Source organism: Lysobacter sp. Root76, assembly GCF_001428685.1.
GTDB lineage: Bacteria > Pseudomonadota > Gammaproteobacteria > Xanthomonadales > Xanthomonadaceae > Lysobacter.
The window spans coordinates 314,890-336,907 of sequence record NZ_LMIK01000008.1 but is presented as its reverse complement, the minus strand read 5'-3'; the positions used below and the strand labels follow the sequence as shown (position 1 = coordinate 336,907).

At 69.2% G+C, this 22,018-nt stretch carries 26 protein-coding genes; 22 read left to right on the top strand and 4 right to left on the bottom strand.

The window, feature by feature from the left end:
• Positions 1–25 precede the first annotated feature (25 nt).
• The 8 genes from kdsA (at position 26) to ASE10_RS16925 (ending at position 5,856) form a co-directional block, all read left to right on the top strand.
• The gene (gene kdsA, locus ASE10_RS16960) at positions 26–859 is read left to right on the top strand and encodes a 3-deoxy-8-phosphooctulonate synthase (protein ID WP_055901157.1); all 834 of its coding nucleotides are present in this window, start codon (positions 26–28) and stop codon (positions 857–859) included.
• Complete coding sequence (locus tag ASE10_RS16955) at positions 859–1,416, top strand: hypothetical protein (protein WP_056305768.1); 558 nt, start codon at positions 859–861, stop codon at positions 1,414–1,416. The genes kdsA and ASE10_RS16955 overlap by 1 nt, the downstream gene beginning before the upstream one ends.
• Positions 1,417–1,483: 67 nt before the next feature.
• The gene (gene eno, locus ASE10_RS16950) at positions 1,484–2,770 is read left to right on the top strand and encodes a phosphopyruvate hydratase (RefSeq protein ID WP_055901152.1); all 1,287 of its coding nucleotides are present in this window, start codon (positions 1,484–1,486) and stop codon (positions 2,768–2,770) included.
• A gap of 20 nt (positions 2,771–2,790) precedes the next feature.
• Positions 2,791–3,126 (top strand): cell division protein FtsB, encoded by a 336-nt coding sequence (ftsB, locus tag ASE10_RS16945; RefSeq protein ID WP_055901149.1) that lies wholly within the window; start codon positions 2,791–2,793, stop codon positions 3,124–3,126.
• 55 nt (positions 3,127–3,181) lie between these two features.
• Positions 3,182–3,883 (top strand): 2-C-methyl-D-erythritol 4-phosphate cytidylyltransferase, encoded by a 702-nt coding sequence (gene ispD / locus ASE10_RS16940; RefSeq protein ID WP_055901542.1) that lies wholly within the window; start codon positions 3,182–3,184, stop codon positions 3,881–3,883.
• A gap of 100 nt (positions 3,884–3,983) precedes the next feature.
• Positions 3,984–4,457, top strand: a complete 474-nt coding sequence (ispF, locus tag ASE10_RS16935; RefSeq protein WP_055901146.1) for a 2-C-methyl-D-erythritol 2,4-cyclodiphosphate synthase — start codon at positions 3,984–3,986, stop codon at positions 4,455–4,457.
• Complete coding sequence (gene truD, locus ASE10_RS16930; RefSeq protein ID WP_055901142.1) at positions 4,454–5,518, top strand: tRNA pseudouridine(13) synthase TruD; 1,065 nt, start codon at positions 4,454–4,456, stop codon at positions 5,516–5,518. Before ispF ends, truD begins: the two co-directional genes overlap by 4 nt.
• Positions 5,519–5,628: 110 nt before the next feature.
• The gene (locus tag ASE10_RS16925; protein WP_055901139.1) at positions 5,629–5,856 is read left to right on the top strand and encodes a hypothetical protein; all 228 of its coding nucleotides are present in this window, start codon (positions 5,629–5,631) and stop codon (positions 5,854–5,856) included.
• A 6-nt stretch (positions 5,857–5,862) separates the two neighbouring features.
• On the opposite strand, the gene ASE10_RS16920 is transcribed toward ASE10_RS16925, so the two are convergent.
• Positions 5,863–6,438, bottom strand: a complete 576-nt coding sequence (locus ASE10_RS16920) for a Smr/MutS family protein (RefSeq protein ID WP_055901137.1) — start codon at positions 6,436–6,438, stop codon at positions 5,863–5,865.
• Between the two features lie 349 nt (positions 6,439–6,787).
• On the opposite strand from ASE10_RS16920, the gene surE reads away from it, so the two are divergent.
• The 5 genes from surE to ASE10_RS16895 all read left to right on the top strand — a co-directional run bounded on the left by surE (position 6,788) and on the right by ASE10_RS16895 (position 10,196).
• Entirely contained in the window at positions 6,788–7,567 is a 780-nt protein-coding gene (gene surE, locus ASE10_RS16915) for a 5'/3'-nucleotidase SurE (protein WP_055901134.1), read from the top strand.
• Positions 7,564–8,244, top strand: coding sequence for a protein-L-isoaspartate(D-aspartate) O-methyltransferase (locus tag ASE10_RS16910; RefSeq protein ID WP_055901131.1), 681 nt, complete (start codon positions 7,564–7,566; stop codon positions 8,242–8,244). The genes surE and ASE10_RS16910 overlap by 4 nt, the downstream gene beginning before the upstream one ends.
• A gap of 25 nt (positions 8,245–8,269) precedes the next feature.
• Complete coding sequence (locus ASE10_RS16905; protein ID WP_055901128.1) at positions 8,270–8,887, top strand: YqaA family protein; 618 nt, start codon at positions 8,270–8,272, stop codon at positions 8,885–8,887.
• A complete protein-coding gene (locus ASE10_RS16900) occupies positions 8,884–9,771 on the top strand; it encodes a peptidoglycan DD-metalloendopeptidase family protein (RefSeq protein WP_235567571.1) in 888 nt (295 codons plus the stop codon). Before ASE10_RS16905 ends, ASE10_RS16900 begins: the two co-directional genes overlap by 4 nt.
• Positions 9,772–9,926: 155 nt before the next feature.
• Positions 9,927–10,196: a DUF2798 domain-containing protein gene (locus ASE10_RS16895; protein WP_055901125.1), complete on the top strand. Its 270-nt coding sequence runs from the start codon at positions 9,927–9,929 to the stop codon at positions 10,194–10,196.
• Positions 10,197–10,476: 280 nt separating this feature from the next.
• On the opposite strand, the gene ASE10_RS16890 is transcribed toward ASE10_RS16895, so the two are convergent.
• Genes ASE10_RS16890 through yhbY form a run of 3 tightly spaced genes read right to left on the bottom strand, consistent with a single transcriptional unit; the run spans position 10,477 to position 11,813 of the window.
• A complete protein-coding gene (locus ASE10_RS16890; protein ID WP_055901122.1) occupies positions 10,477–11,079 on the bottom strand; it encodes a D-Ala-D-Ala carboxypeptidase family metallohydrolase in 603 nt (200 codons plus the stop codon).
• A complete protein-coding gene (locus tag ASE10_RS16885; protein ID WP_055901119.1) occupies positions 11,076–11,450 on the bottom strand; it encodes an Mth938-like domain-containing protein in 375 nt (124 codons plus the stop codon). Before ASE10_RS16885 ends, ASE10_RS16890 begins: the two co-directional genes overlap by 4 nt.
• A gap of 57 nt (positions 11,451–11,507) precedes the next feature.
• Entirely contained in the window at positions 11,508–11,813 is a 306-nt protein-coding gene (yhbY, locus tag ASE10_RS16880; protein ID WP_055901116.1) for a ribosome assembly RNA-binding protein YhbY, read from the bottom strand.
• Between the two features lie 68 nt (positions 11,814–11,881).
• Between yhbY and rlmE the strand changes: the two genes are divergently transcribed.
• From rlmE to ASE10_RS16835, 9 genes are all read left to right on the top strand, one after another.
• The gene (rlmE, locus tag ASE10_RS16875) at positions 11,882–12,514 is read left to right on the top strand and encodes a 23S rRNA (uridine(2552)-2'-O)-methyltransferase RlmE (protein ID WP_055901112.1); all 633 of its coding nucleotides are present in this window, start codon (positions 11,882–11,884) and stop codon (positions 12,512–12,514) included.
• A 96-nt stretch (positions 12,515–12,610) separates the two neighbouring features.
• Positions 12,611–14,506 carry an ATP-dependent zinc metalloprotease FtsH gene (gene ftsH / locus ASE10_RS16870; RefSeq protein WP_055901108.1) on the top strand — a complete coding sequence of 632 codons (1,896 nt, stop codon included), beginning with the start codon at positions 12,611–12,613 and terminating at the stop codon, positions 14,504–14,506.
• 420 nt (positions 14,507–14,926) lie between these two features.
• Positions 14,927–15,826 carry a dihydropteroate synthase gene (folP, locus tag ASE10_RS16865; protein ID WP_055901105.1) on the top strand — a complete coding sequence of 300 codons (900 nt, stop codon included), beginning with the start codon at positions 14,927–14,929 and terminating at the stop codon, positions 15,824–15,826.
• Positions 15,827–16,873: 1,047 nt separating this feature from the next.
• Positions 16,874–17,869: a tRNA (adenosine(37)-N6)-dimethylallyltransferase MiaA gene (miaA, locus tag ASE10_RS16860; RefSeq protein ID WP_055901102.1), complete on the top strand. Its 996-nt coding sequence runs from the start codon at positions 16,874–16,876 to the stop codon at positions 17,867–17,869.
• A 145-nt stretch (positions 17,870–18,014) separates the two neighbouring features.
• Positions 18,015–18,293, top strand: a complete 279-nt coding sequence (gene hfq, locus ASE10_RS16855) for an RNA chaperone Hfq (protein WP_055901099.1) — start codon at positions 18,015–18,017, stop codon at positions 18,291–18,293.
• A gap of 94 nt (positions 18,294–18,387) precedes the next feature.
• Positions 18,388–19,695 (top strand): ribosome rescue GTPase HflX, encoded by a 1,308-nt coding sequence (gene hflX / locus ASE10_RS16850; protein ID WP_055901095.1) that lies wholly within the window; start codon positions 18,388–18,390, stop codon positions 19,693–19,695.
• A gap of 75 nt (positions 19,696–19,770) precedes the next feature.
• Entirely contained in the window at positions 19,771–20,904 is a 1,134-nt protein-coding gene (gene hflK, locus ASE10_RS16845; RefSeq protein WP_055901093.1) for an FtsH protease activity modulator HflK, read from the top strand.
• On the top strand, positions 20,901–21,764 hold the full coding sequence (gene hflC / locus ASE10_RS16840; protein WP_055901089.1) for a protease modulator HflC: 864 nt from the start codon (positions 20,901–20,903) through the stop codon (positions 21,762–21,764). Before hflK ends, hflC begins: the two co-directional genes overlap by 4 nt.
• On the top strand, positions 21,765–21,965 hold the full coding sequence (locus tag ASE10_RS16835; protein WP_055901087.1) for a DUF2065 family protein: 201 nt from the start codon (positions 21,765–21,767) through the stop codon (positions 21,963–21,965).
• The last annotated feature ends 53 nt before the right edge of the window (positions 21,966–22,018 follow it).

Below are 22,018 nucleotides of genomic sequence, written 5' to 3'. Positions count from 1 at the left end.
GCACGACCCTCAACGGAGCAGCCCGATGAATTTGTGCGGATTCGAAGTCGGCCTGGACCGGCCGTTCTTCCTGATCGCCGGCCCCTGCGTGATCGAATCGATGCAGTTGCAGCTCGACGTCGCCGGCCAGCTCAAGGAGATCACCGGCGAACTCGGCATCCCCTTCATCTTCAAGTCCAGCTTCGACAAGGCCAACCGCACCTCGGCGACGAGCTTCCGCGGCCCGGGCATGGAAGAGGGCTTGAAGGTGCTGTCCGAGGTCAAGCGCCAGCTCAACGTGCCGGTGCTGACCGACGTGCACGAATACACCCCGATGGCCGAGGTCGCCTCGGTGGTCGATGTGCTGCAGACGCCGGCCTTCCTGTGCCGCCAAACCGACTTCATCCAGAACGTGGCGCGCGCCGGCAAGCCGGTCAACATCAAGAAGGGCCAGTTCCTCTCGCCCTGGGAGATGAAGCACGTCACCGCCAAGGCCAAGGCCGTCGGCAACGAGCAGATCATGGCCTGCGAACGCGGCGCCAGCTTCGGCTACAACAACCTGGTCAGCGACATGCGCTCGCTGTCGGTCATGCGCGACACCGGTTGCCCGGTGGTGTTCGACGCGACCCACTCGGTGCAGCTGCCCGGCGGCATGGACGGCAAGTCCGGCGGACAGCGCGAGTTCGTGCCGGTGCTGGCGCGCGCGGCGATGGCGGTGGGTATTTCCGGCATCTTCATGGAGACCCATCCGCGACCCGAGGAGGCCTTGTCCGACGGCCCCAACGCGGTGCCGCTGCCCAAGATGCGCGCGCTGCTGGAGACGCTGGTCGAGCTGGACCGCATCACCAAGAAGAACGGTTTCCTCGAGAGTTCGTTCTGATGGGACCCGGCGGCGGCAGGCGTCGCAGTGTCCGGATCCCGGCGATCGCGGCCGCCACGCTGGCGCTCGCGTTCGCGGCGTCCGCTCCGGCCGCTCCGGCCGCTCCGCCGCCGCCTCCTGCGCCGCCCGCCGAGGCCGCCAAGGCGCCGACCGCCGACGAAAGCCTGTACCAGTCGCTGGCCGACCTCGCCGGCAAGCTGTACGAGTGCGTAGGCCCCTACATGCAGGAAGTCGGCGGCCCGAAGGTGGCGGCGAAGATCCACGCCGCCGGCCGCTATCCGGCCCTGGTGGTGAGCGCGTCCAGCGTGCTCGGCACCGGCCATCTGAGCGTGCTGTCGGCACGCGACAACCCCGCCGGCAGCGCCGGCCAGACCCAGTCGCTGATCGTCGCCCTGGGCGTGTTCGGCAGCGGCGACGGCGGCTCGATCCGACAGAACATACTGCGTGCCAAGGCCGTGGCGATTGTCGCCAGCGAGATCGCCGGCGTCAGCGAAGGCCGCTGCGCGGTCCCGCCCGAGCTGAGCGCCGCGATGGCGCGCGTCCCGCCCGAGCTTTGACCCCGAACTTGCGCCGCCCCCGCGAATTTCATTCCATACCCCTCAATCTCCGGTCCCTCTACCGCCCATGACCACGATCACCAAGATCCACGCCCGCGAAATCCTCGACAGCCGCGGCAACCCCACGCTCGAGGCCGAGGTCACCCTGGCCGACGGCAGCTTCGGCCGCGCGATGGTGCCCTCGGGCGCCTCCACCGGCAGCAAAGAGGCGGTGGAACTGCGCGACGGCGACAAGACCCGCTATCTGGGCAAGGGCGTGCGCAAGGCGGTCGAGAACGTCAACACCGCCGTCGCCCAGGCCCTGACCGGCTTCGACGCCGCCGACCAGGCCGGCCTGGACCAGCGCCTGATCGACCTGGACGGCACCGAGAACAAGGGCCGCCTGGGCGCGAACGCGCTGCTCGGCGTGTCGATGGCCAACGCCCACGCGGTCGCCGCCTCGCGCAAGCTGCCGCTGTGGCAGTACCTGGCCGACGGCCGTGCCCCGGTGCTGCCGGTGCCGATGATGAACATCATCAACGGCGGCGCCCACGCCGATAACAACGTCGATCTGCAGGAATTCATGATCCTGCCGGTGGGCGTGCCCAACTTCGCCGAGGCGCTGCGCGCCGGCGCCGAGGTGTTCCATGCGCTCAAGTCCGTGCTCAAGGGGCGCGGCCTGAGCACCGCGGTCGGCGACGAGGGCGGATTCGCGCCCGACCTGCGCAGCAACGAAGAAGCCCTGGAGACCATCCTCGAGGCGATCGGCAAGGCCGGCTACAAGGCCGGCGAGGACATCCTGCTGGGCCTGGACGTGGCGTCCACCGAGTTCTACGACAACGGCAAGTACCACCTGGTGGGCGAGGGCAAGCGCCTGACCAGCGAGCAGTTCGTCGATTTCCTCGCCAACTGGGCCGCGCAGTACCCGATCGTGACCATCGAAGACGGCATGGCCGAGGACGACTGGGCCGGCTGGAAACTGCTCACCGAGAAGATCGGCAGCAAGGTCCAGCTGGTCGGCGACGATCTGTTCGTGACCAATCCCAAGATCTTCAAGGAAGGCATCGACCAGCACGTCGCCAACGCCATCCTGATCAAGGTCAACCAGATCGGCACCCTGACCGAGACCCTGGAAGCGATCGCCATGGCCGACGCCGCGCGTTACGCCGCGGTGGTCTCGCACCGCTCCGGCGAGACCGAGGACACCACCATCGCCGACATCGCCGTGGCCACCACCGCGACCCAGATCAAGACCGGCTCGCTGTGCCGCAGCGACCGCGTCGCCAAGTACAACCAGCTGCTGCGCATCGAAGAACAGCTCGGTGCCGCCGCCCGCTACGCCGGCCGCGACGCGTTCGTGTCCTTGAAGCGCTGAGCGGACCGGGGAGGGCGGGCATGCGCTGGCTGAGAGTGCTGGTGGTGGTCCTGGCGGGCCTGCTCGCCTTCCTGCAGTACCGTCTGTGGGTGGGGCAGGGCGGCACGCGTTCGGTGGCCGCGCTGCAACAGCAGGTGCAGCAGCAGACCCGCGACAACGGCGGGCTGCGGCAACGCAACGCCGCGCTCGCGGCCGAAGTCGAGGACCTCAAGTCCGGCGAGGCCGCGGTCGAGGAACGCGCACGCAGCGAGCTGGGCATGATCAAGCCCGGCGAGACCTTCTACCGCGTGGTCGAACCCGAAAGCCCGAGCAGCGCCCAGGCCGCACCGGCCGACGCGGACGCCGTCAAACCGTGACCGCGGGGTCGTGCCTACGCGCCGCTTGCCGCAGTACGGCCGCGGAGCCGCGCCGATGAATGCGCCGACGAGTGCGCCGGTCTGGGCGGTGATGCCTGCCGCAGGGCGCGGCACCCGTTTCGGCGGCGGGACTCCCAAGCAATACCTGCTCGCGGCCGGCAAGCCGCTGATCGCGCATGCGCTGGACGCCTTGCTCGCGCATCCGCGCGTGGCCGGCGCGATGGTCGCGCTGGCCGCGGACGATGCGCTCTGGCCGGGCTGGAGCGAACGCCAGGGCAAGCCGGTGCTGCGCTGCGTCGGCGGCGGCGAACGCGCCGATTCGGTGCTCGCCGCCCTGCGCGCACTGCCGGACACGGTCGGCGACGAGGCCCTGGTGCTGGTGCACGACGCCGCCCGGCCGAACCTGCGCCGCGAAGACCTCGACGCCCTGATCGCGGCGGCCGAAGCCGAGCCCGACGGCGCCATCCTCGGCGCGCCGCTGCGCGACACCCTCAAACGCGCCGACGATCGCCGCATCCTGGCCACCGAACCGCGCGACGGCCTGTGGCGCGCGTTCACCCCGCAGGCGTTCCGGCGCGGCGCCCTGACCGCCGCGCTGCGCGACGCCGCGGCCGCCGGCCTGGTCGCGACCGACGAGGCCGCGGCGATGGAACACGCCGGCCGGCACCCGCGATTGGTGGAAGGCCGCGAGGACAACCTCAAGGTGACGACGCCGGCCGATCTGGCGTTGGCGGAATATTTGCTGGGCAAGGCTTAACAGCAGGGCCGGGCATCGGCCTGTGGCGGTCGCTCCCGCCGCGCGGGTACAAACGCGCGCGACCACGGCACGCGCGAACGAATTCAATTCAGGAACAGTTATGAGAATCGGCCAAGGCTACGACGTCCACGCATTCGGCGACGGCGACCACATCATGCTCGGCGGCGTGCGCGTGCCGCACGATCGCGGCGTGCTCGCCCACTCCGACGGCGACGTGGTCCTGCATGCACTGTGCGACGCCATACTCGGCGCGCTGGCGCTGGGCGACATCGGCCGCCACTTCCCGCCCAGCGACGAGCGTTGGCGCGGCGCCGACAGCCGCCGCTTCCTGCGTCACTGCAATGAACTGATCGGGCAGCGCGGCTACCGGGTCGGCAACGCCGACGTCACTGTGATCTGCGAACGGCCCAAGGTCGGCCCGCATGCGCAGGCCATGCGCGAGGCCATCGCTGAGGACCTGGGTATCGCGGTCGACGCGGTCAGCGTCAAGGCCACCACCACCGAAAAGCTGGGCTTCAGCGGACGCGGCGAAGGCATCGCCGCGACCGCGATCTGCCTGCTGGTGCCGGCATGAGCGCAGAGCCTGGCCTGGCGCGCGCCCACGGCGCGCCCGCGCTGCGCGCGCGCATCCGCAGCGTGGCCGAGGATTTCCAGGTCGAGGAACTGCCCGGGTTCGAGCCCAGCGGCAGCGGCGAGCATCTGCTGCTGACGATCGAGAAGCGCGGCATGAACACGGCCTTCGCGGCCAAACGGATCGCCGCTTGGGCCGGCGTCGGCGAGCTGGCGATCGGCTACGCCGGTCTCAAGGACCGCCACGCGCTCACCCGCCAGCGTTTCAGCGTGCACCTGCCCAAGCGCGTGGCGCCGGATTTGGCGGCTTTGCAGGAAGCGTCCGCATCGGGCGAGGGCCTGCGGGTGCTGGACAGCGCCTGGCACGCCAAGAAGCTGCCGCGCGGCGCGCTGGCCGGCAACCGCTTCGTGCTGACGCTGCGCGAGCTGGAAGGCGATCGCGCGGCGATCGAGGCGCGTCTGCAGGCGCTCGCCGCGCGCGGCGTGCCCAATTATTTCGGCGAACAACGCTTCGGCCGCGACGGCGACAACGTCGCCAACGCCCTGGCGATGTTCGGCGGGCGCAGGGTGCGGCGCGAACAGCGCAGCCTGTTGCTGTCGGCGGCGCGTTCGGAACTGTTCAACCGGGTCCTGGCCGCGCGCGTGAACGCGGACTGCTGGGACCGACCGCTGGACGGCGAGGTCTGGATGCTCGACGGCAGCCGCAGCGTGTTCGGTCCGGAGCCGTTCGACGACACTCTGGCCGCGCGCCTGGCCGCGTTCGACATCCACCCCAGCGGCCCGCTCTGGGGCCGCGGCGAGTTGCGCAGCCGCGATGCCGCGGCCGCGATCGAGCAGGCCGCGCTGGACGGCGAGGACGCCGCCGCATTGCGCGCGGGCCTGGAACAGGCCGGTCTCAACCAGGAACGCCGCGCCCTGCGGCTGCGTCCGGCGGGGCTGAGCTGGCGCTGGATCGAGGCCGCCGAAGGCGCCGCACTGGAGCTGGATTTCGTCCTGCCGGCGGGCGCTTATGCCACGGTCGTACTCGCGGAACTGGGCGATATCGCAACGTTCGTTCGGCCCTGATCGACCGTTCGTCGGAAAGCAACGGGCGGCACTGGTTGCCTTCGAGGGCGGGCGTATAAGCCGGAGGTATGTTCGGCAATGGGGCCGGGCATGCATCTGGAGACGGGATCATGAGCGCCTTACGAGTTGCCGTTCTGTCGCTGTCCATACTCGGCCTGTCCGCCTGCGCCGGGCACAGCACCAAAACCGCCTACGTGCCGCCGCAGAAGGCACCGTCGATCATGGACAACGACGAGGTCTACATGGCGCAGGTCGAGCGCATCGCGCGTCGCCGCGGCATCGATGTGACTTGGGTCAATTTGCCGCGCAAGCAGGTCGCCAAGCACAGCGAAGATTGAACCTGCTCAGCGCCGCCTGACCGGCGGCGCGAGCAGCACCAGCACCGCTCCGGTGCCGCCCTGCGAGGGCGGCGCGGAGTGGAAGGCCAGTATGTCGCTGCGCTGCCGCAGCAGCCGGTCGACCAGATTCTTCAGCACCGGCAGCCCCCGGCTGTCGACGTAGTCCGTGCCGCGGCGGCCCTTGCCGTGGATCACCCGTACGCAACCCAGGCCGTGCTCGCGCGCGTCGTGCAGGAAGGCGCGCAGCAGCGCCTCGGCCTCGCGCACGTCGCTGCCGTGCAGGTCCAGTTCTTCCTGGGCCGAAATCTCGCCGCGGCGCAGGCGCTGGAACACCCGCGGCGGCAGTTCGTCGCGACGGTAGGACAGGGCGTCGCCGGATTCGAGCTCGCCGCTGCCGCTCAGGCTGGCGTCCAGGGCATGCCGGAACTCCTCGCGCGCCAGCGCTTCGTCGCGCTCGGCCATGCGCGCACGCGGCTTGGGCCTGGGCGCGGCCGGCGGCAACGCGGCCTCGGGCAGGCGCCGCACCGGCCCGACCGCGGACCGGAACAGTTCGGCTTCGTCTTCGTCGCGGTCGTCGGGCATGGGCGAATTTTAGCAGGGGCGTCGTGGCAGCCAGATATCGGTACGACGCCTTCGATCCGGGGTAGGAGCGGCGTAAGCCGCGCCTGCGACGCTTCGGCTGCGGCATGGGTCGCGGCTTACGCCGCTCCTACCCAAGTCAACCGGCGATTTTTCCGATTCTGGCCGCAGCGGCCTGGATCGAGGCCGCTGCGGCGCCCCGCACGCGCGAGCGCGGGAGCCGGTAACGCCCATCGGCTATCATGGTCACGTGCGCCGTTCGCGCGCGCTCCCGAGGTTGCGAAGGACCTTCGTTCCACGAACCTCGGTGCCAACCCCGTTTCGAAAGCTGTGCGGTAACGCAAGGGAGTCCATGCGAGTTCTCGTGAGTAACGACGATGGCGTCGACGCCCCCGGCATCCGCGTCCTGGCGCAGACCCTGCGCGAGGCCGGCCATGAAGTGCTGGTGGTCGCCCCCGACCGCGACCGTTCCGGCGCGAGCAATTCGCTGACCCTGGACGCGCCGGTGCGCGTGCACCAGCTCGACGCCTCGACCTGGCGCGTGCACGGCACCCCGACCGACTGCGTCCACGTCGCGATCACCGGCATGCTCGAGGTCGAACCCGACCTGGTCGTGTCCGGCATCAACAACACCGCCAACCTCGGCGACGACGTGATCTATTCCGGCACCGTCGCCGCGGCGATGGAAGGCCGCTTCCTGGGCCTGCCGGCGCTGGCGATGTCGCTGCAGACGGTGGACCACGACGGCAAGCATTACGAAACCGCCGCGCGCGCCGCGGTCGAGATCATCGCCCGCCTGCGTACCGACCCGCTGCCGGCCGATACCATCCTCAACGTCAACGTGCCCGATCTGCCCTGGGCCGAGATCGCCGGCTTCGAGGTCACCCGCCTGGGCAACCGCCACCGCGCCGAGGCCTGCATCCCCCAGCGCGATCCGCGCGGCCGCCAGTGGTGGTGGATCGGCGCCGCCGGTCCGGAGCAGGACGCCGGCCCCGGCACCGATTTCCACGCCCTGCGCCGCGGCTGCATTTCGATCACCCCGATCCATGTCGACCTGACCCGTTATCAGGCCCTGGATCAGGTCGCCAGCTGGGTCGGCGGGCTCGCCGCCGAGCTGGAGCGGAGCGAATGAGCGTGCGCATGCGTCTGCAACCCGAAGCGATCGGCACCGGCATGACCTCGCAGCGCGTGCGCGACCGCCTGGTCGAGCGCCTGCGCGACAACGGCATCGCCGACGAGCGCGTGCTCAATGCGATCCGCACCGTGCCGCGCCATCTGTTCGTCGACGAGGCCCTGGCCACGCGCGCCTACGAAGACACCGCGCTGCCGATCGGCCACGGCCAGACCATTTCCCAGCCCTGGGTGGTGGCCAAGATGACCGAGGCCCTGCTGGCCGACGGCGTGCCGGGCAAGGTGCTGGAGATTGGCACCGGCTCGGGCTACCAGGCCGCGATCCTGGCCGCGCTGGGCCTGGAAGTGCACACCGTCGAGCGCATCGGCGAATTGCTGCGCACCGCGCGCAAGCGCTTCCGCCAGCTCGGCTTGAACGTGCGCAGCAAGCACGACGACGGCCGCATCGGCTGGCCCGAAAACGGCCCCTTCGACGCCATCATCGTCACCGCCGCGGCCCCGGCGCTGGTCGACGCGCTGACCGCGCAGCTCGCGCCGGGCGGCACGCTGATCGCGCCGGTCGGCGGCTCGTCGTCGCAGTCGCTGCTGCAGCTGCGCAAGGACGCCGAAGGCAACGTCAGCCAAACCACGCTCGCGCCGGTGGTGTTCGTGCCGCTGCTGTCGGGCATGATCGATTGAACGCCGCACGCGACAGGGATTTTCCGTGAAGATTTTCGGGCCGCTCTACGAGCGCACACTGGCCTGGGCCGGCCACCCCCGCGCCCCGGCCTATCTGGCCGGGCTGAGTTTCGTCGAGGCGATCATCTTCCCGGTGATGCCGGAAGTGATGCTGGCGCCGATGTGCGTGGCCCAGCCCAGGCGCGCGTTCTGGTTCGCCGCCTTGAGCCTGCTCGGTTCGATGGCCGGCGCGCTCGTCGGCTATGCGCTGGGCCACTACGCGTTCGAGGCGCTCAAGCCGATGTTCGCGGCCCTGGGCATGCTCGACAATATCGAAGCGGGCATCGCCACGGTGCAGGCCAAGATGGCCGAGTCGCCGTGGGCGGTGTTCACCTTCCTGGTGATCGGCGGCTTCATGCCGATTCCGATGAAGGTGTTCACCTGGGCGTCGGGCATCGTCGGCGTTCCCATGCTGCAATACGTGCTGAGCATGCTGATCGGTCGCGGCAAGCGGGTGTTCCTGCTGGCGCTGGTGATCCGGATCGGCGGGCCGCGCGCCGAGGCCGCGCTGCGTCGTTACATCGAGCCGTTGGGCTGGATCGCGACCGCGGTGGTGGTGCTCGGCATCGGCTGGCTGTGGTGGCACGCCCAATCTGGAGCATGAACGCGCGCATGATCAACAACGGACTGTCGCCCCTCGGCACCAATTCCGGCACCAATTCCGGCACCAATTCCGGCACGATTCCCGGCACGGCCAAGAGCGGCCGTGTCGTGCTCGCGTTCGCCGCAGCGCTCGCGCTGGCGGCCTGTTCGAGCACGGTGATCCGCGAACCCTCGCGCGGCGGCCGCGCGCCGGTGCGGGTGTCGACGCCCAAGTACGGCGCCACCGCGGTGGTTCAGCGCGGCGAGACCATGTACGGGATCGCCTTCCGCAACGGGATCGACGCGCGCGACCTGGCGGCGTGGAACGGCATCAGCGCGCCGTACATCATCTATCCGGGTCAGCGCCTGAAGCTTTATCCGTCCGGCGGCAACGCCTCGGCTCCGCGCCCGCCGGCTGCGCGGCCGCTGCCGAGCCGGCCGCCGACCAGCGTCCCCGGCACGACCACGCCGCGCCCGCCGGTCGCTACCGCGCCTTCGCGTCCGCCGCCGGCCCCGGTCGCGCCGGTCAGCAGCGGCATCGCCTGGCGCTGGCCCGCCGACGGCCAACTGCTCAGCCGCTACGTCTCCGGCGAGCCGACCAAGCAGGGCATCGACATCGCCGGCAGCAGCGGCGCGCCGGTGCGCGCGGCCAGCGACGGCGTGGTGGTGTACTCGGGCTCGGGCCTGGTCGGCTACGGCGAACTGATCATCATCAAGCACAACGACGCCTGGCTGTCGGCCTACGGCCACAACCGCAATCGCCTGGTCAACGAAGGACAGCTGGTGAAGTCGGGCCAGCAGATCGCCGAGATGGGCCGCAGCGGCGCTGCACGCGACATGCTGCATTTCGAGGTCCGCTACAACGGCAAGCCGGTCGATCCCTTGCTGTATCTGCCGAAGAAATAGTCGGGCCGCTCTTGTCGGTCCGCGGCAAGCTCCTTATGATCCACCCGTTTTCGCGGTTCTCGCGAATACCGTAAGCGTTCACGTCAAGCAACGCTGCTGTTCGTTCCCTTCGGGGGCGAAAGGCGTCTTCGCTTGACCGGATCAGGGAGATCCCCATGAACGCTTCAGACAAATCCACCATTCTCTTCGGCATCCCCAAGCTTCCCGCGCGCTACGGCTCGTTGGTCATGCCTTTGCTGTTGTCCCTTTTCATGACCTGCATCGTGTCGCTGATCAGCACGATCAAGAGTGTGGGCATGTCGGATCAACTCCTGTCCAAGTGGCTGGGCGCCTGGGGCATTTCCTGGCTCATCGCGTTTCCGGTGCTGCTGCTGGCCTTGCCTGTCGTGCGCAAGGCAACCGCAGCGCTGGTGCGGGCAGCCTGACAATTCATTCGAGCCGAAGCCGTTTCGCGGTTCGGCTCGGCTCGATTTGGGCGCTCGACGCGTTCGCTCCGGGCGAAACCGCATCGGCTTCGGGGTAGGAGCGGCGTGAGCCGCGATCGCGAAACTACCTTTGCGACGTGGGTCGCGGCTCACGCCGCTCCTACCCCAAGGCCATGGCGGGAGTGCCGAGTAGCGATTGCGCCCGTTCGACGGCGCCGAAATCGCGGCTCACGCCGCTCCCGCAACAGGCCGCGATGGCGAGTCCTGGACGTCGCGGACCTTATCGGCGTGTCGTGCACAACGAACTGCGGCGCGTGTAGTCGTAGCCCCAGGTGCGATGGCCGGCGGTGTCGACGTGGATCGCGCCGGAGTCGTAGAAGCCCAATCCGAAGCGTCGCGCGGCGCCATGCGTTCGCCAGTAGTCGCACAGGCGCCGGCGCAGGCCGTCGTCGGGGGCCAAGTCGAAATCCAGCGCCGCGTTGCTCAGGTGCTTGCTGCCGTCGGCGCCGCCCTCGCAGCGGTTCAAAGTCCGGTCGCGGTAGCCAGAGCCTACGCCCACCCGGTTCAGCAAGCCGGCGTCGCGCAGGTCCCGCACCAGGCGCAGCGTCGGCACCATCGCCGGCCATTGCGGTTGCGCCGGGACTGCGTACTCCTCGGCCGCGCAAGGTTTCCAGCGCCGTGCGCTGCGCAGCAATTGCTCCGGCGCCAGCACGTCGGCGACGCCGTGTTTGCTCAGATAGGCCAGATAAGCGTCCGTGGCCGAGGCGTGGGACAGGCGCCAGCGTGCGTAGCGTTCGGCTGCGGTTGGGGCGGTCGGCGCCGGCGCGCAGGCGCCGATCGCGACCGCCGCCAACAGGACCAGCGGCGCGGCGCGCGAACTCACGCGCCCAGCACGAACCCCGCGACCACGCGCCGGCCTTCGCCGGCGAGCACGTTGAAGGTGCGCGCGGCGGCGGCGTTGGTCATCACTTCCAGGCCGATGCCGCGGCCGAGGCAGGCGGCCTGGGTGGCCGCGGGCGGAAACACCTGGCGTTCGCCGCTGCCGAGCACGATCAGCTCCGGCTCCAGGGCGAGCAGGGGGGCGAGGTCGTCCGCGCTGAGCTCGCGCACGTCGGCGACCGCCCAATTCTCGATCAGACGGTCCGGGGCGAGCACGAAGCTGGTTTCCAGGCGCCGCTCATTGACCAGCGCGGCCTGACCGTCGGCGCCGCGCAGGTAATAGGTGTGGTCCGGGTTTTCCAGGGTGAGCTGCATGGGGCCGGGCTCGGGATGGGCTGAACGGGGGGTCGTAGGAGCGGCCGGGGCCGGGTCTCAGGACCGCGGCAGCACGATCTGGCGCTTGTCCTTGCTCTGGCGGTAGAACACGGCGGTATGGCCGATGCGCTGGACCAGGGCGGCGCCGGTGCGCTCGGCGAGCTCGCCGATCATGGCGTCGCGGACCTCGCGGTCGTCGGCGGCCACCTTGACCTTGATCAGCTCGTGGTGTTCCAGGGCCAGGTCGATCTCGGCCACCAGGGCCTCGGTGATGCCCTTGCCGCCGACTTGCAGCATCGCCTTCAGGTCGTGCGCCTGGCCCCGCAGGAATCGAGTCTGGGCGGAGGTCAGGAGGGTCGGCATTCGGGCACGCAACAGGGGACGGAGGGGGCGTCAGGGTATCATGGCCTTCCCCCCGCCCTCCGGCCGCCATGGCAACCCGCAGTAAGAGCAGCCAACGTTGGCTCAAGGAACACTTCTCCGACCCCTTCGTCAAGAAGGCCAAGGCGGAGGGGCTGCGTTCGCGTGCGGCCTACAAGCTGGAGGAACTGGTCGAGCGCGACCGCCTGCTCAAGCCGGGCATGGTCGTGGTCGACCTGGGCGCCGCCCCGGGCGGCTGGTCGCAGTGGGTCCGCCAGGCCCTGGGCGCCAAGGGCCGGGTCATCGCCCTGGACATTCTCGAGATGCCCAGCCTGGCCGGGGTCGAGTTCCTTCATGGCGATTTCAGGGAGGATGCGGTCCTATCGCAGCTGGAGGCCAGCCTGGGCGGACAGGCGGTGGACCTTGTGCTGTCGGACATGGCCCCCAATATGAGCGGTGTGGATGCGGTGGACCTGCCGCGAGCGATGCACCTGTCGGAGCTGGCGATGGATTTCGCCGACCGCCATCTGCGCGTGGACGGTGCGTTCCTGATCAAGCTGTTCCAGGGCGTGGGTTTCGACGATTACGTGCGCGAGCTGCGTCGTCGCTACGCCAAGGTCTCGATCCGCAAACCCGCGGCCTCGCGCAAGCGTTCGACGGAAGTCTATGCGCTGGCACAGGGCAAGCGGGCGCAAATTAAGTAAGGTGCGAGACCCGGGCCCGGCCCGGCGTCACGCTCTCTCGGCGCAAAGACGCGCCAGCGGCAACCATGCCCCCCACGGGCAGCAGGCAGGAACTGAATGAACGATTTGGCCAAGAATCTGTTGCTCTGGGTGATCGTCGCCGTCGTACTGATGGTGGTGTTCCGGGCGTTCGGGCCGCCTGCGGTCGGTGCCGATGGCCTCGCGTACGACCAGTTCGTGCAGCAGGTCCAGAGCGACCGGATCAAGCAGGTCAACATCTCCGAGGATCGCACCACGATCAACGGCGAACGCAAGGACGGCACCAAGTTCACCACCTACGCGCCGGCCGACAAGGATCTGGTCAACGACCTGATCAACCACAAGGTCGCGATCGAGCAGGCGCCGCCGCAGAGCGGCCCGTCCCTGTTCATGATCCTCATCAACGTACTGCCCTGGCTGCTGTTCATCGGCATCTGGGTCTATTTCATGCGCCAGATGCAGCAGGGCGGCAGCAAGGGGGCGATGAGCTTCGGCCGTTCGCGCGCCAAGCTGCAGGGCGAGGACCAGGTCAAGGTGACCCTGGCCGACGTCGCCGGCTGCGACGAAGCCAAGGAAGAAGTCGGCGAGCTGGTCGAGTTCCTGCGCGATCCGACCAAGTTCCAGAAGCTCGGCGGCAAGATTCCGCGCGGCGTGCTGATGGTCGGCCCGCCCGGCACCGGCAAGACCCTGCTGGCCCGCGCCATCGCCGGCGAGGCCAAGGTGCCGTTCTTCTCGATTTCCGGTTCCGACTTCGTCGAGATGTTCGTCGGCGTCGGCGCCAGCCGCGTGCGCGACATGTTCGAGCAGGCCAAGAAGCACGCGCCCTGCATCATCTTCATCGACGAAATCGACGCGGTCGGCCGCCATCGCGGCGCCGGCCTGGGCGGCGGTCACGACGAGCGCGAGCAGACCCTCAACCAGCTGCTGGTCGAGATGGACGGTTTCGAAGGCGGCGAAGGCGTGATCGTGATCGCCGCGACCAACCGCCCCGACGTGCTCGATCCGGCGCTGCTGCGTCCGGGCCGTTTCGACCGCCAGGTCGTGGTCGGCCTGCCCGACGTCAAGGGCCGCGAGCAGATCTTGCGCGTGCACATGCGCAAGCTGCCGCTGGCCGACGACGTCGTGCCGATGACCATTGCGCGCGGCACCCCGGGTTTCAGCGGCGCCGATCTGGCCAATCTGTGCAACGAGGCGGCGCTGTTCGCCGCGCGCGAGAACGGCAAGGAAGTGCGCATGGAGCACTTCGACAAGGCCCGCGACAAGATCATGATGGGCACCGAAAACCGTTCCATGGCGATGAGCGAAGAGGAAAAGCGCAACACCGCTTACCACGAAGCCGGCCATGCCATCGTCGGCCGCCTGGTTCCCGATCACGATCCGGTCTACAAGGTCACCATCATCCCGCGCGGCCGCGCGCTGGGCGTGACCATGTACCTGCCGGAAGGCGACCGCTACAGCTACAACAAGGTCAACATCGAAAGCCGGCTGTGTTCGCTGTACGGCGGACGCGTGGCCGAGGAGCTGGTGTTCGGAGCCGACATGGTCACCACCGGTGCGTCCAACGACATCGAGCGTGCGACCAAGATGGCGCGCAACATGGTCACCAAGTGGGGCTTGTCCGAACTGGGTCCGATCACCTACGGCGAGGAAGAGGACGAAGTGTTCCTCGGCCGCTCGGTCACCCAGCACAAAAACGTGTCGGACGAGACCGCGCGCAAGATCGACGAGGTCGTGCGCGACATTCTCGACAACGCCTACGCGCGCACCACGCAGATCCTGAAGGCCAACATGGACAAGCTGGAGATGATGGCCGAGGCCTTGCTGCAGTACGAGACCATCGACGCCACCCAGATCGACGAGATCATGGAAGGCCGCGTGCCGGGTCCGCCGGCCGACTGGATCAAGTCGGGCAAGACCAGCAAGGACGACAAGGGTCGTCCGGGCGCGATCGGCGGGCCTGCGGCGCAGACCTGATCGGTTGCTGGTTCGCGAATACGAAAAACGCCGGGTTCGTCCCGGCGTTTTTCGTTTGAGGGCTAGCTGCGTCGTGCGGGAGGGGTCATCGCGGCTCACGCCGCTCCCACAGACACCGACAGACACCGACAGACACCGACAGACCGAGCGAGCCCCGCCACTGTGGGAGCGGCGTGAGCCGCGATCGCGAGATCTCGCCGGTGCTGGAAGTGGGCTTCAGGCAGAACCCAGTGACCCTTCCCACAGCAAGCCCGAGCGGGCCGCTTCCACTGTGGGAGCGGCGTAAGCCGCGATCGCGAGATTCCCCCGGTGCTGGAAGTAGGCTTCAGGTCGAACCCAGAGACCTCATCCGAAGCCCGCAGCGCATCCCCCTGCGCGGTAGCATGCCCGTTCGCACCCGGCACCCGCACGAGACCGCCCATGTTCGACCTCGCCCAGACCCTGGACTGCAACGGCCGCGCCCTCAGGCTCGATCGGCCGCGCGTGATGGGCATCGTCAACGTCACCCCGGATTCGTTCTCCGACGGCGGCGCCCACGACAGCCTGGACGCCGCGGTCGCGCATGGCCTGAAGCTGGCGGAGGAGGGTGCCGACGCGCTCGACATCGGCGGCGAATCCACCCGGCCGGGCGCGGACGAGGTGCCCGTCGAAGAAGAGTTGCGCCGGGTGATTCCGGTGATCGAACGCCTGGCGCGCGAGACCGCGCTGCCGATCAGCGTCGACACCTCCAAGCCCGAGGTCATGCGCGCCGCGGTGGCTGCGGGCGCGGGACTGATCAACGACGTCTATGCCCTGCGCCGCGACGGCGCGCTCGACGCCGCGTCCGCGCTGGGCGTGCCGGTGGTGCTGATGCACATGCAGGGCGAGCCGCGCAGCATGCAGGCCGCGCCGCAGTACGACGACGTGGTGGCGGAAGTGCACCGCTTCCTGGCCGAGCGCATCTTCGCCGCCGAGATGGCCGGCATCGCCAAGAAGCGGATCGTGGTCGATCCCGGCTTCGGCTTCGGCAAGACCCTGGAACACAACCTGATCCTGCTGGCGCAGCTGGAGCGCTACGCCGAACTCGGCGTGCCGGTGCTGGCCGGCCTGTCGCGCAAGAAGAGCATCGGCGAGCTCACCGGCCGCACGGACGCGCGCGAGCGCGTGCACGGCTCGGTCGCTGCGCACCTGATCGCGGCCCAGCGCGGCGCGCGCCTGCTGCGGGTGCACGACGTCGCCGCGACCGTGGATGCGCTCAAAGTCTGGGCAGCGGTCGCGGCGCAGGCCATGCCGCGTCGCGCCTCGGCGCCGTCGATGCCGAAGTGGCCGGACGACGAATAAGGCCGCTGCGTCCGCGCGCGCTTCATCGCCTCAGCACAGGCAGCGAACGCACTCGCTGCCCTTGGGCAACGACGTTCCTACGAACGCCGCATTCGCACACATCCGAGCTCGCTGGCAGGGCCTCGATCCGATGTCCGCGACCGCGGCGCAAGATCGCCTATCCGCGCACAGCCCATCGCCCGCTCGAAAGGCCGCATTCGCGCCGATACGAAGGCGATCTGCGCGAGCGCCATCCGGCGACGGCGATTGCGCAGCGCGTTGGACAAAATATCGCCAAACTTGTTGCGCCCCTTATTCCGTCTGGCCTGCGCTGCATCCATCGCGGATCTGTCCGCAGGCTTGTCCACAGGCGATGTGGATAGACGCGATACTTGCAGCGCAAACCCACATCGCGATGCCTAGTCAAGCTTGACGCAGGCGGGAATTTGGTCGTTCGCGCATCGCGGAACTCGCCACGACGCGCATGCCGAAACGCGTCGCGCTGTCAAACATTTTCGCTGGTCATTTTTTCGCCAATATCCTTGCGGGCCTTGCTGCGCATGGCTTTGCGCAGGCTTCGCGCGCGACTGTCCGCAGGCTTGTCCACAGGCGATGTGGATAGTCGCGATACGGCGCGCTTATTGCGTCGCAGCATGCTTTTCGCGGCGATTCGGTCTTGACGAAATCGCCGGCATCGGTTCCGCGATTCGCGCTCGAACAGCGCATTCGCCGCATGCGTCATCGCCGCGCCAAGTCAAGCGATTTCGCTGGTCATTTTTTCGCCATACCTCTTGCGCTCCTTGCTGCGCCTGGCTCTCAGCATGCCCGTCCCGATTCTGTCCGCAGGTTTGTCCACAGGCTTTGTGGATAGCGCGCGGGCACTGGCGAAATTTTGACCGAATCGCGCGCAGCCCTTGCCGGGCCTGCGCCGCAGCGGCTTATCAACAGGCTTGCCCCAGCGCTTCTCCACAAGCGCTGTGGAAAGCGGCGGCGGGCGTCGCGCTTCCGCCGCGCGCGCGCCTGTGCGAGGCTGCGCGCTCGCCTCCGTACCAGAATCGTATCCTCCGCATGTCCGCCGACCCGCGCCCGCTCGCGATCGCCCTGATGGGCCCGACCGCCTCGGGCAAGACCGCGCTCGCCCTGGATTGGGCGCAGCGCTACGGCGGCGAGATCGTCAGCGTCGACTCGGCCCTGGTCTACCGCGGCCTGGACATCGGCGCGGCCAAGCCCAGCGCCGCGGAGCAGGCGCGGGTGCCGCATCATCTGATCGACCTGCGCGAGCCCTGGCAGCCGTACTCGGCCGCCGAGTTCGCCGCCGACGCGCGCCGCGCCCTGGACCAGATCGCCGCCCGCGGCCGCCTGCCGATCCTGGCCGGCGGCACCGGGCTGTACTTCCACGCCCTGCTACACGGCCTGGCGCCGATGCCCGAGGCCGACCCGGCGCTGCGCGAGCAACTGCAGGCCGAGGCCGGGCGGCGCGGCTGGGCGGCTATGCATGCCGAACTGACCGAACTGGACCCGGAGGCCGCCGCGCGCATCCACGCCACCGACGCCCAGCGCATCCAGCGCGCGCTCGAGGTCTACCGCCTGTCCGGCCGCCGCATCAGCGACTGGCGGCGCGAGGCCGCCGGCGCGCCGCGCCTGCCGTACCGGGTGCTGAAGCTGGTGCTGGCGCCGGCCGACCGCGCGGTGCTGCACGCGCGCATCGCGCTGCGCTACGACGCCATGCTGGCTGCAGGCTTCCTCGACGAGGTCCGGGCTTTGCGCGCATTGCCGGAATTGCAGGCGCATCCGCGGCCGTTGGAGTTGCCGGCCCTGCGCGCGGTCGGCTATCGCCAGGCCTGGGAGTTCCTGGACCGCTGCGAGCGCGACGGCGGCGCCGACCCGGTCGAGTTCCGCGACCGCGGCATCTACGCCACCCGCCAGCTCGCCAAGCGCCAGCTGACCTGGCTGCGCGGCGAACTCGACGCCCGCTGGCTGGACCCCGGCGCCGACCGGGAGGCGCTGGAGCGGGCGGCGGCGCTGTTCCTCGGCGGATCCCGGCACGTGCTTCGCAAAGCCTGAATCCTGGCCGTATCCGCAATGGCCACTTGCGTTACCATCGGCCGGTCGCCGCTGTGGGGACAGCTACCGGCGACGCGGCCCGCAGGATGCCTTTGGGCCGTCTTTGGCACCCGAACCTTATAACTAGAAAGCTGGGGAACTACCGATGTCCAAGGGGCAATCCTTACAGGATCCTTTCCTGAATGCGCTGCGGCGCGAACGCGTGCCGGTCTCGGTCTACCTGGTCAACGGCATCAAGCTGCAGGGCACGATCGAATCCTTCGACCAGTTCGTGGTCCTGCTGCGCAACACCGTGAGCCAGATGGTCTACAAGCACGCGATCTCGACCGTGGTCCCCGCGCGCAATGTCCGCGTCGGCCCGGGCGGCGGCTATGTGCAATCCGGCGAAGGCGGCGGCGCCGAGGGCGACGACGAGAACGAGTAAGCGCGGGGCCAGGACGCAGGGATGAGATGATGGCGGGACCGTCGCGTCCCGCTGTGCTTGCATTCCCGGTTTTCCTCCCCATTTAGCAAACTCGATGTTCGAGCGCTCCCGCAAAGGCGAACACGCCTTACTGATCCAGCCCCACGCCGGCGGTCCGCCGGAAGAGGGACTGCTGGAAGAATTCGCCGACCTGGCCAAGTCGGCCGGCGCCACCGTGGCCGCCGTGCTGACCGCGCGCATCGACCGCCCCAACGCGGCCATGCTGATCGGCAGCGGCAAGCTGGCCGAGGTCAAGGCCGCGGCCGACGCCACCGGCGCCGACCTGATCCTGGTCAACCATCCGCTCTCGCCGGGCCAGGAACGCAACCTGGAACGCGCGCTGGAGCGCCGCGTGGTCGACCGCACCGGCCTGATCCTGGACATCTTTTCGCAGCGTGCGCATAGCGCCGAAGGCAAGCTGCAGGTCGAACTGGCCCAGCTCAAGCACATGGCCACGCGCCTGGTGCGCGGCTGGACTCACTTGGAACGCCAGCGCGGCGGCTCGATCGGCCTGCGCGGCCCCGGCGAAACCCAGCTCGAAACCGACCGCCGCCTGCTGCAGAAGCGCCTGGAGCAATTGCAGAAACGCCTGGACAAGGTCGAAGTGCAGCGCACCCAGATGCGCCGTGCGCGCGTGCGCAGCGAGCTGCCGCGGGTGGCCCTGGTGGGCTACACCAACGCCGGCAAGTCGACCCTGTTCAACGCCCTGACCGGCGCCGAGGCCTACGCCGCCGATCAGTTGTTCGCCACCCTCGACCCGACCGTGCGCCGGATCGAGCTGTCCGGCGGCGGCGTGGTGCTGGCCGACACGGTCGGTTTCGTGCGCGACCTGCCGCACGAACTGGTGGCCGCGTTCCGCTCGACCCTCTCGGAATCGCGCGAGGCCGACCTGCTGATCCACGTGATCGACGCCGCCGACCCGTTGCGCGACGAGCGTGTGGCCCAGGTCGATTCGGTGCTGCAGGAGATCGGTGCCGGCGACCTGCCTCAGCTGCTGGTGTTCAACAAGATCGATCGTCTGGACGGCCTGCAGCCGCGCATCGACCGTCCGGGCGAGGGTCACACCCGGGTCTGGCTGTCGGCGCGCGAAGGGCGCGGGCTGGACCTGCTGCGCACGGCCCTGGCCGAGGCGCTGGAGCTGCGCCATGTCGCCGGGCGCCTGCGGGTGCCGTCGCAGGCCGCGCGCCTGCGCGCCCGCCTGCACGAGCTGGGAGCGGTGCGCAACGAGCTCGCCGACGAGCACGGCTGGGAGCTGGAGGTCGATCTGGCGATCGCCGACGCCCAGCGTCTGTTCGCCCAGCCGCACGGCGAACCGCTAAGGTCTTTGCTGGAATCGGTGGCTGTGCCGGACGACCTTGCTTGAGGCGGCCCGAACCCCAACCTAGAATCAACCGACCCGTAAGCTGAACACGGGTGCAGTTTCCTCTTTGGAGCAGGCATGGCCTGGAACACCCCTGGCAGTGACAATTCCGGCGGATCCGACCCCAACGGTCGATCGCCGCGGCAACGCAAGCCTGAAGGCCGCGGCCTGGACGCCTTGCTCGATCCGCTGCGCGGCCTGTTCGGCGGCGGTGGCGGCATCGGCGGTGGCGGCATCCTGCGCTGGGCCGCCGCGATCCTGGGCCTGTGGCTGGTCTTCAACTGCTTCGTGCTGGTGACCGAGCAGGAACGCGGCGTGGTCCTGCGCTTCGGCCACTTCTCGCGCATCCTGCAGCCCGGCCCGCATTTCAAGGCGCCGTGGCCGATCGAACGGGTGACCAAGGTCAACGCCACCCAGAGCAATGCCTACACCGAGACCGTGCCGGTGCTGACCCGCGACGGCAACATGGTCAACGTCGAGATCAACGTCCAGTACCGCATCGGCGATCCGGAGCAGTACCTGTTCGGTTCGCGCGAAGCCGCCGACGTGCTGCAGCAAGCGGCACAGAGCGTGCTGCGCGAACAGATCGGCCGTTCCGACCTGGATACGGTGCTCAGCGCGCGCGGCGCCCTGACCACGATCGTGCGCGCGCGCCTGCAGGAGTCGCTGCTGGCCTACCGCACCGGTCTGACCCTGACCGAACTCAACCTGCCCAACGCGCGCCCGCCGGACGAGGTCAAGGACGCCTTCGACGAGGCCCAGCGCGCCGACGCCGACAAGGCCACCTCGATCAATCAGGCCGAGGCCTACGCCAAGAAGGTGGTGCCGGAAGCGCGCGGCCAGGCCGCGCAGGTGCGCACCGAGGCCGAAGGCTACAAGACCGCGGTGATCGCACGTTCGCAAGGCGACGCCAGCCGTTTCTCGCTGCTGGTCGACCAGTACAAGTCCGCGCCGGAAGTCACCCGCAAGCGCCTGTGGCTGGAAACCGTGCAGCAGGTGATGAGCGAGAACCGCAAGATCGTCGGCGGCGACTCGCGCCAGATGCTGTACGTGCCGCTGCCCGAACGCCGCGGCGGCGCTTCGGCGCCCTTGCTGACGCCGGAAATGCTGGCCCCGACGATCGCGACGCCCTCGTCCGATTCCGGAACCGAAACGATGTCGCGCCCGAGCCGCAGCAAGCGTCCGGATGGCCGCGAGGAGCCCGCACCATGAGATTCTCCGCCTGGATCGCCCTGGCCGTAGCCGCGTTGCTGGCGCTGCTGGGTTCGATGTTCGTAGTCAGCGAAGGGCATGGCGCGATCGTGTTCCGCCTCGGCACCATCGTGCGCCGCGACATCGGTCCCGGCCTGCACTTCAAGTGGCCGCTGGTCGAGAACGCGGCCGTGTTCGACCGCCGCCTGCAGGTGCTGACCGCCGCTCCCGAGCGCTATCTGACCGCCGACAAGCTCGACGTCAGCGTCGACTTCTTCGCGGTCGGCCAGATCGAAAACCTGAGCCGCTTCTACCAGGCCACCGGCGGCGACGAGAAGGTTGCGGCCGAGCGCCTGGCGCCGATCATCAAGGACTCGCTGCGCAACGAGATCAACTCGCGCACCCTGATCCAGGTGGTTTCGGGCGATCGCGCCACCGTGATCGGCAAGCAGCTGGTCGGCATCAACCGCGCAGCCTCCACCCTGGGCGTGCGCATTCTCGACATCCGGATCAAGCGCATCGATCTGCCGCAGGACAGCAACGTGCTGGCCTCGGTCTACAACCGCATGCGTTCGCAGCGCCTGCAGGTCGCCAGCCAGAAGCGCGCCGAAGGCGTGGAGCAGTCGCAGGCGATCCGCGCGACCGCCGACCGCGACAAGACCGTGATCGTCGCCGAGGCCGAGCGCGACGCCCAGCGCCTGCGCGGCGAGGGCGACGCGGAAGCCGCCAGCACCTACGCCGCGGCGGCCAACAAGGACCCGAGCTTCTACTCCTTCCAGCGCAGCCTCGAGGCCTATCGCCAGTCCTTCAAGGACGGCGACAGCGTGATCGTGCTCGACCGCGACGACCCGTTCCTGCAATACCTCAAGTCGGACCGTTGAGTGAGCGGTGAGCTGATTTCGGCACTGTGCCTGGTCGCAGTGCTGGAAGGGCTGTTCCTGTTCGTCGCCCCGCGCGGCTGGAAACGCGCCGCGGAGCAGCTGCAGGCGATGCCCGACCGTCAGCTGCGCATCGTCGGCGCGGTGGCGGTAGCGGTCGGCCTGCTCGCTTTGTGGGTCGTGCGCGCCTGGTTGTCCGGGTGAGTCGGTCGGGCTGAGCCGGTCCGGCTGAGCCGGCCTCCGCTTCGGCGGCGGCC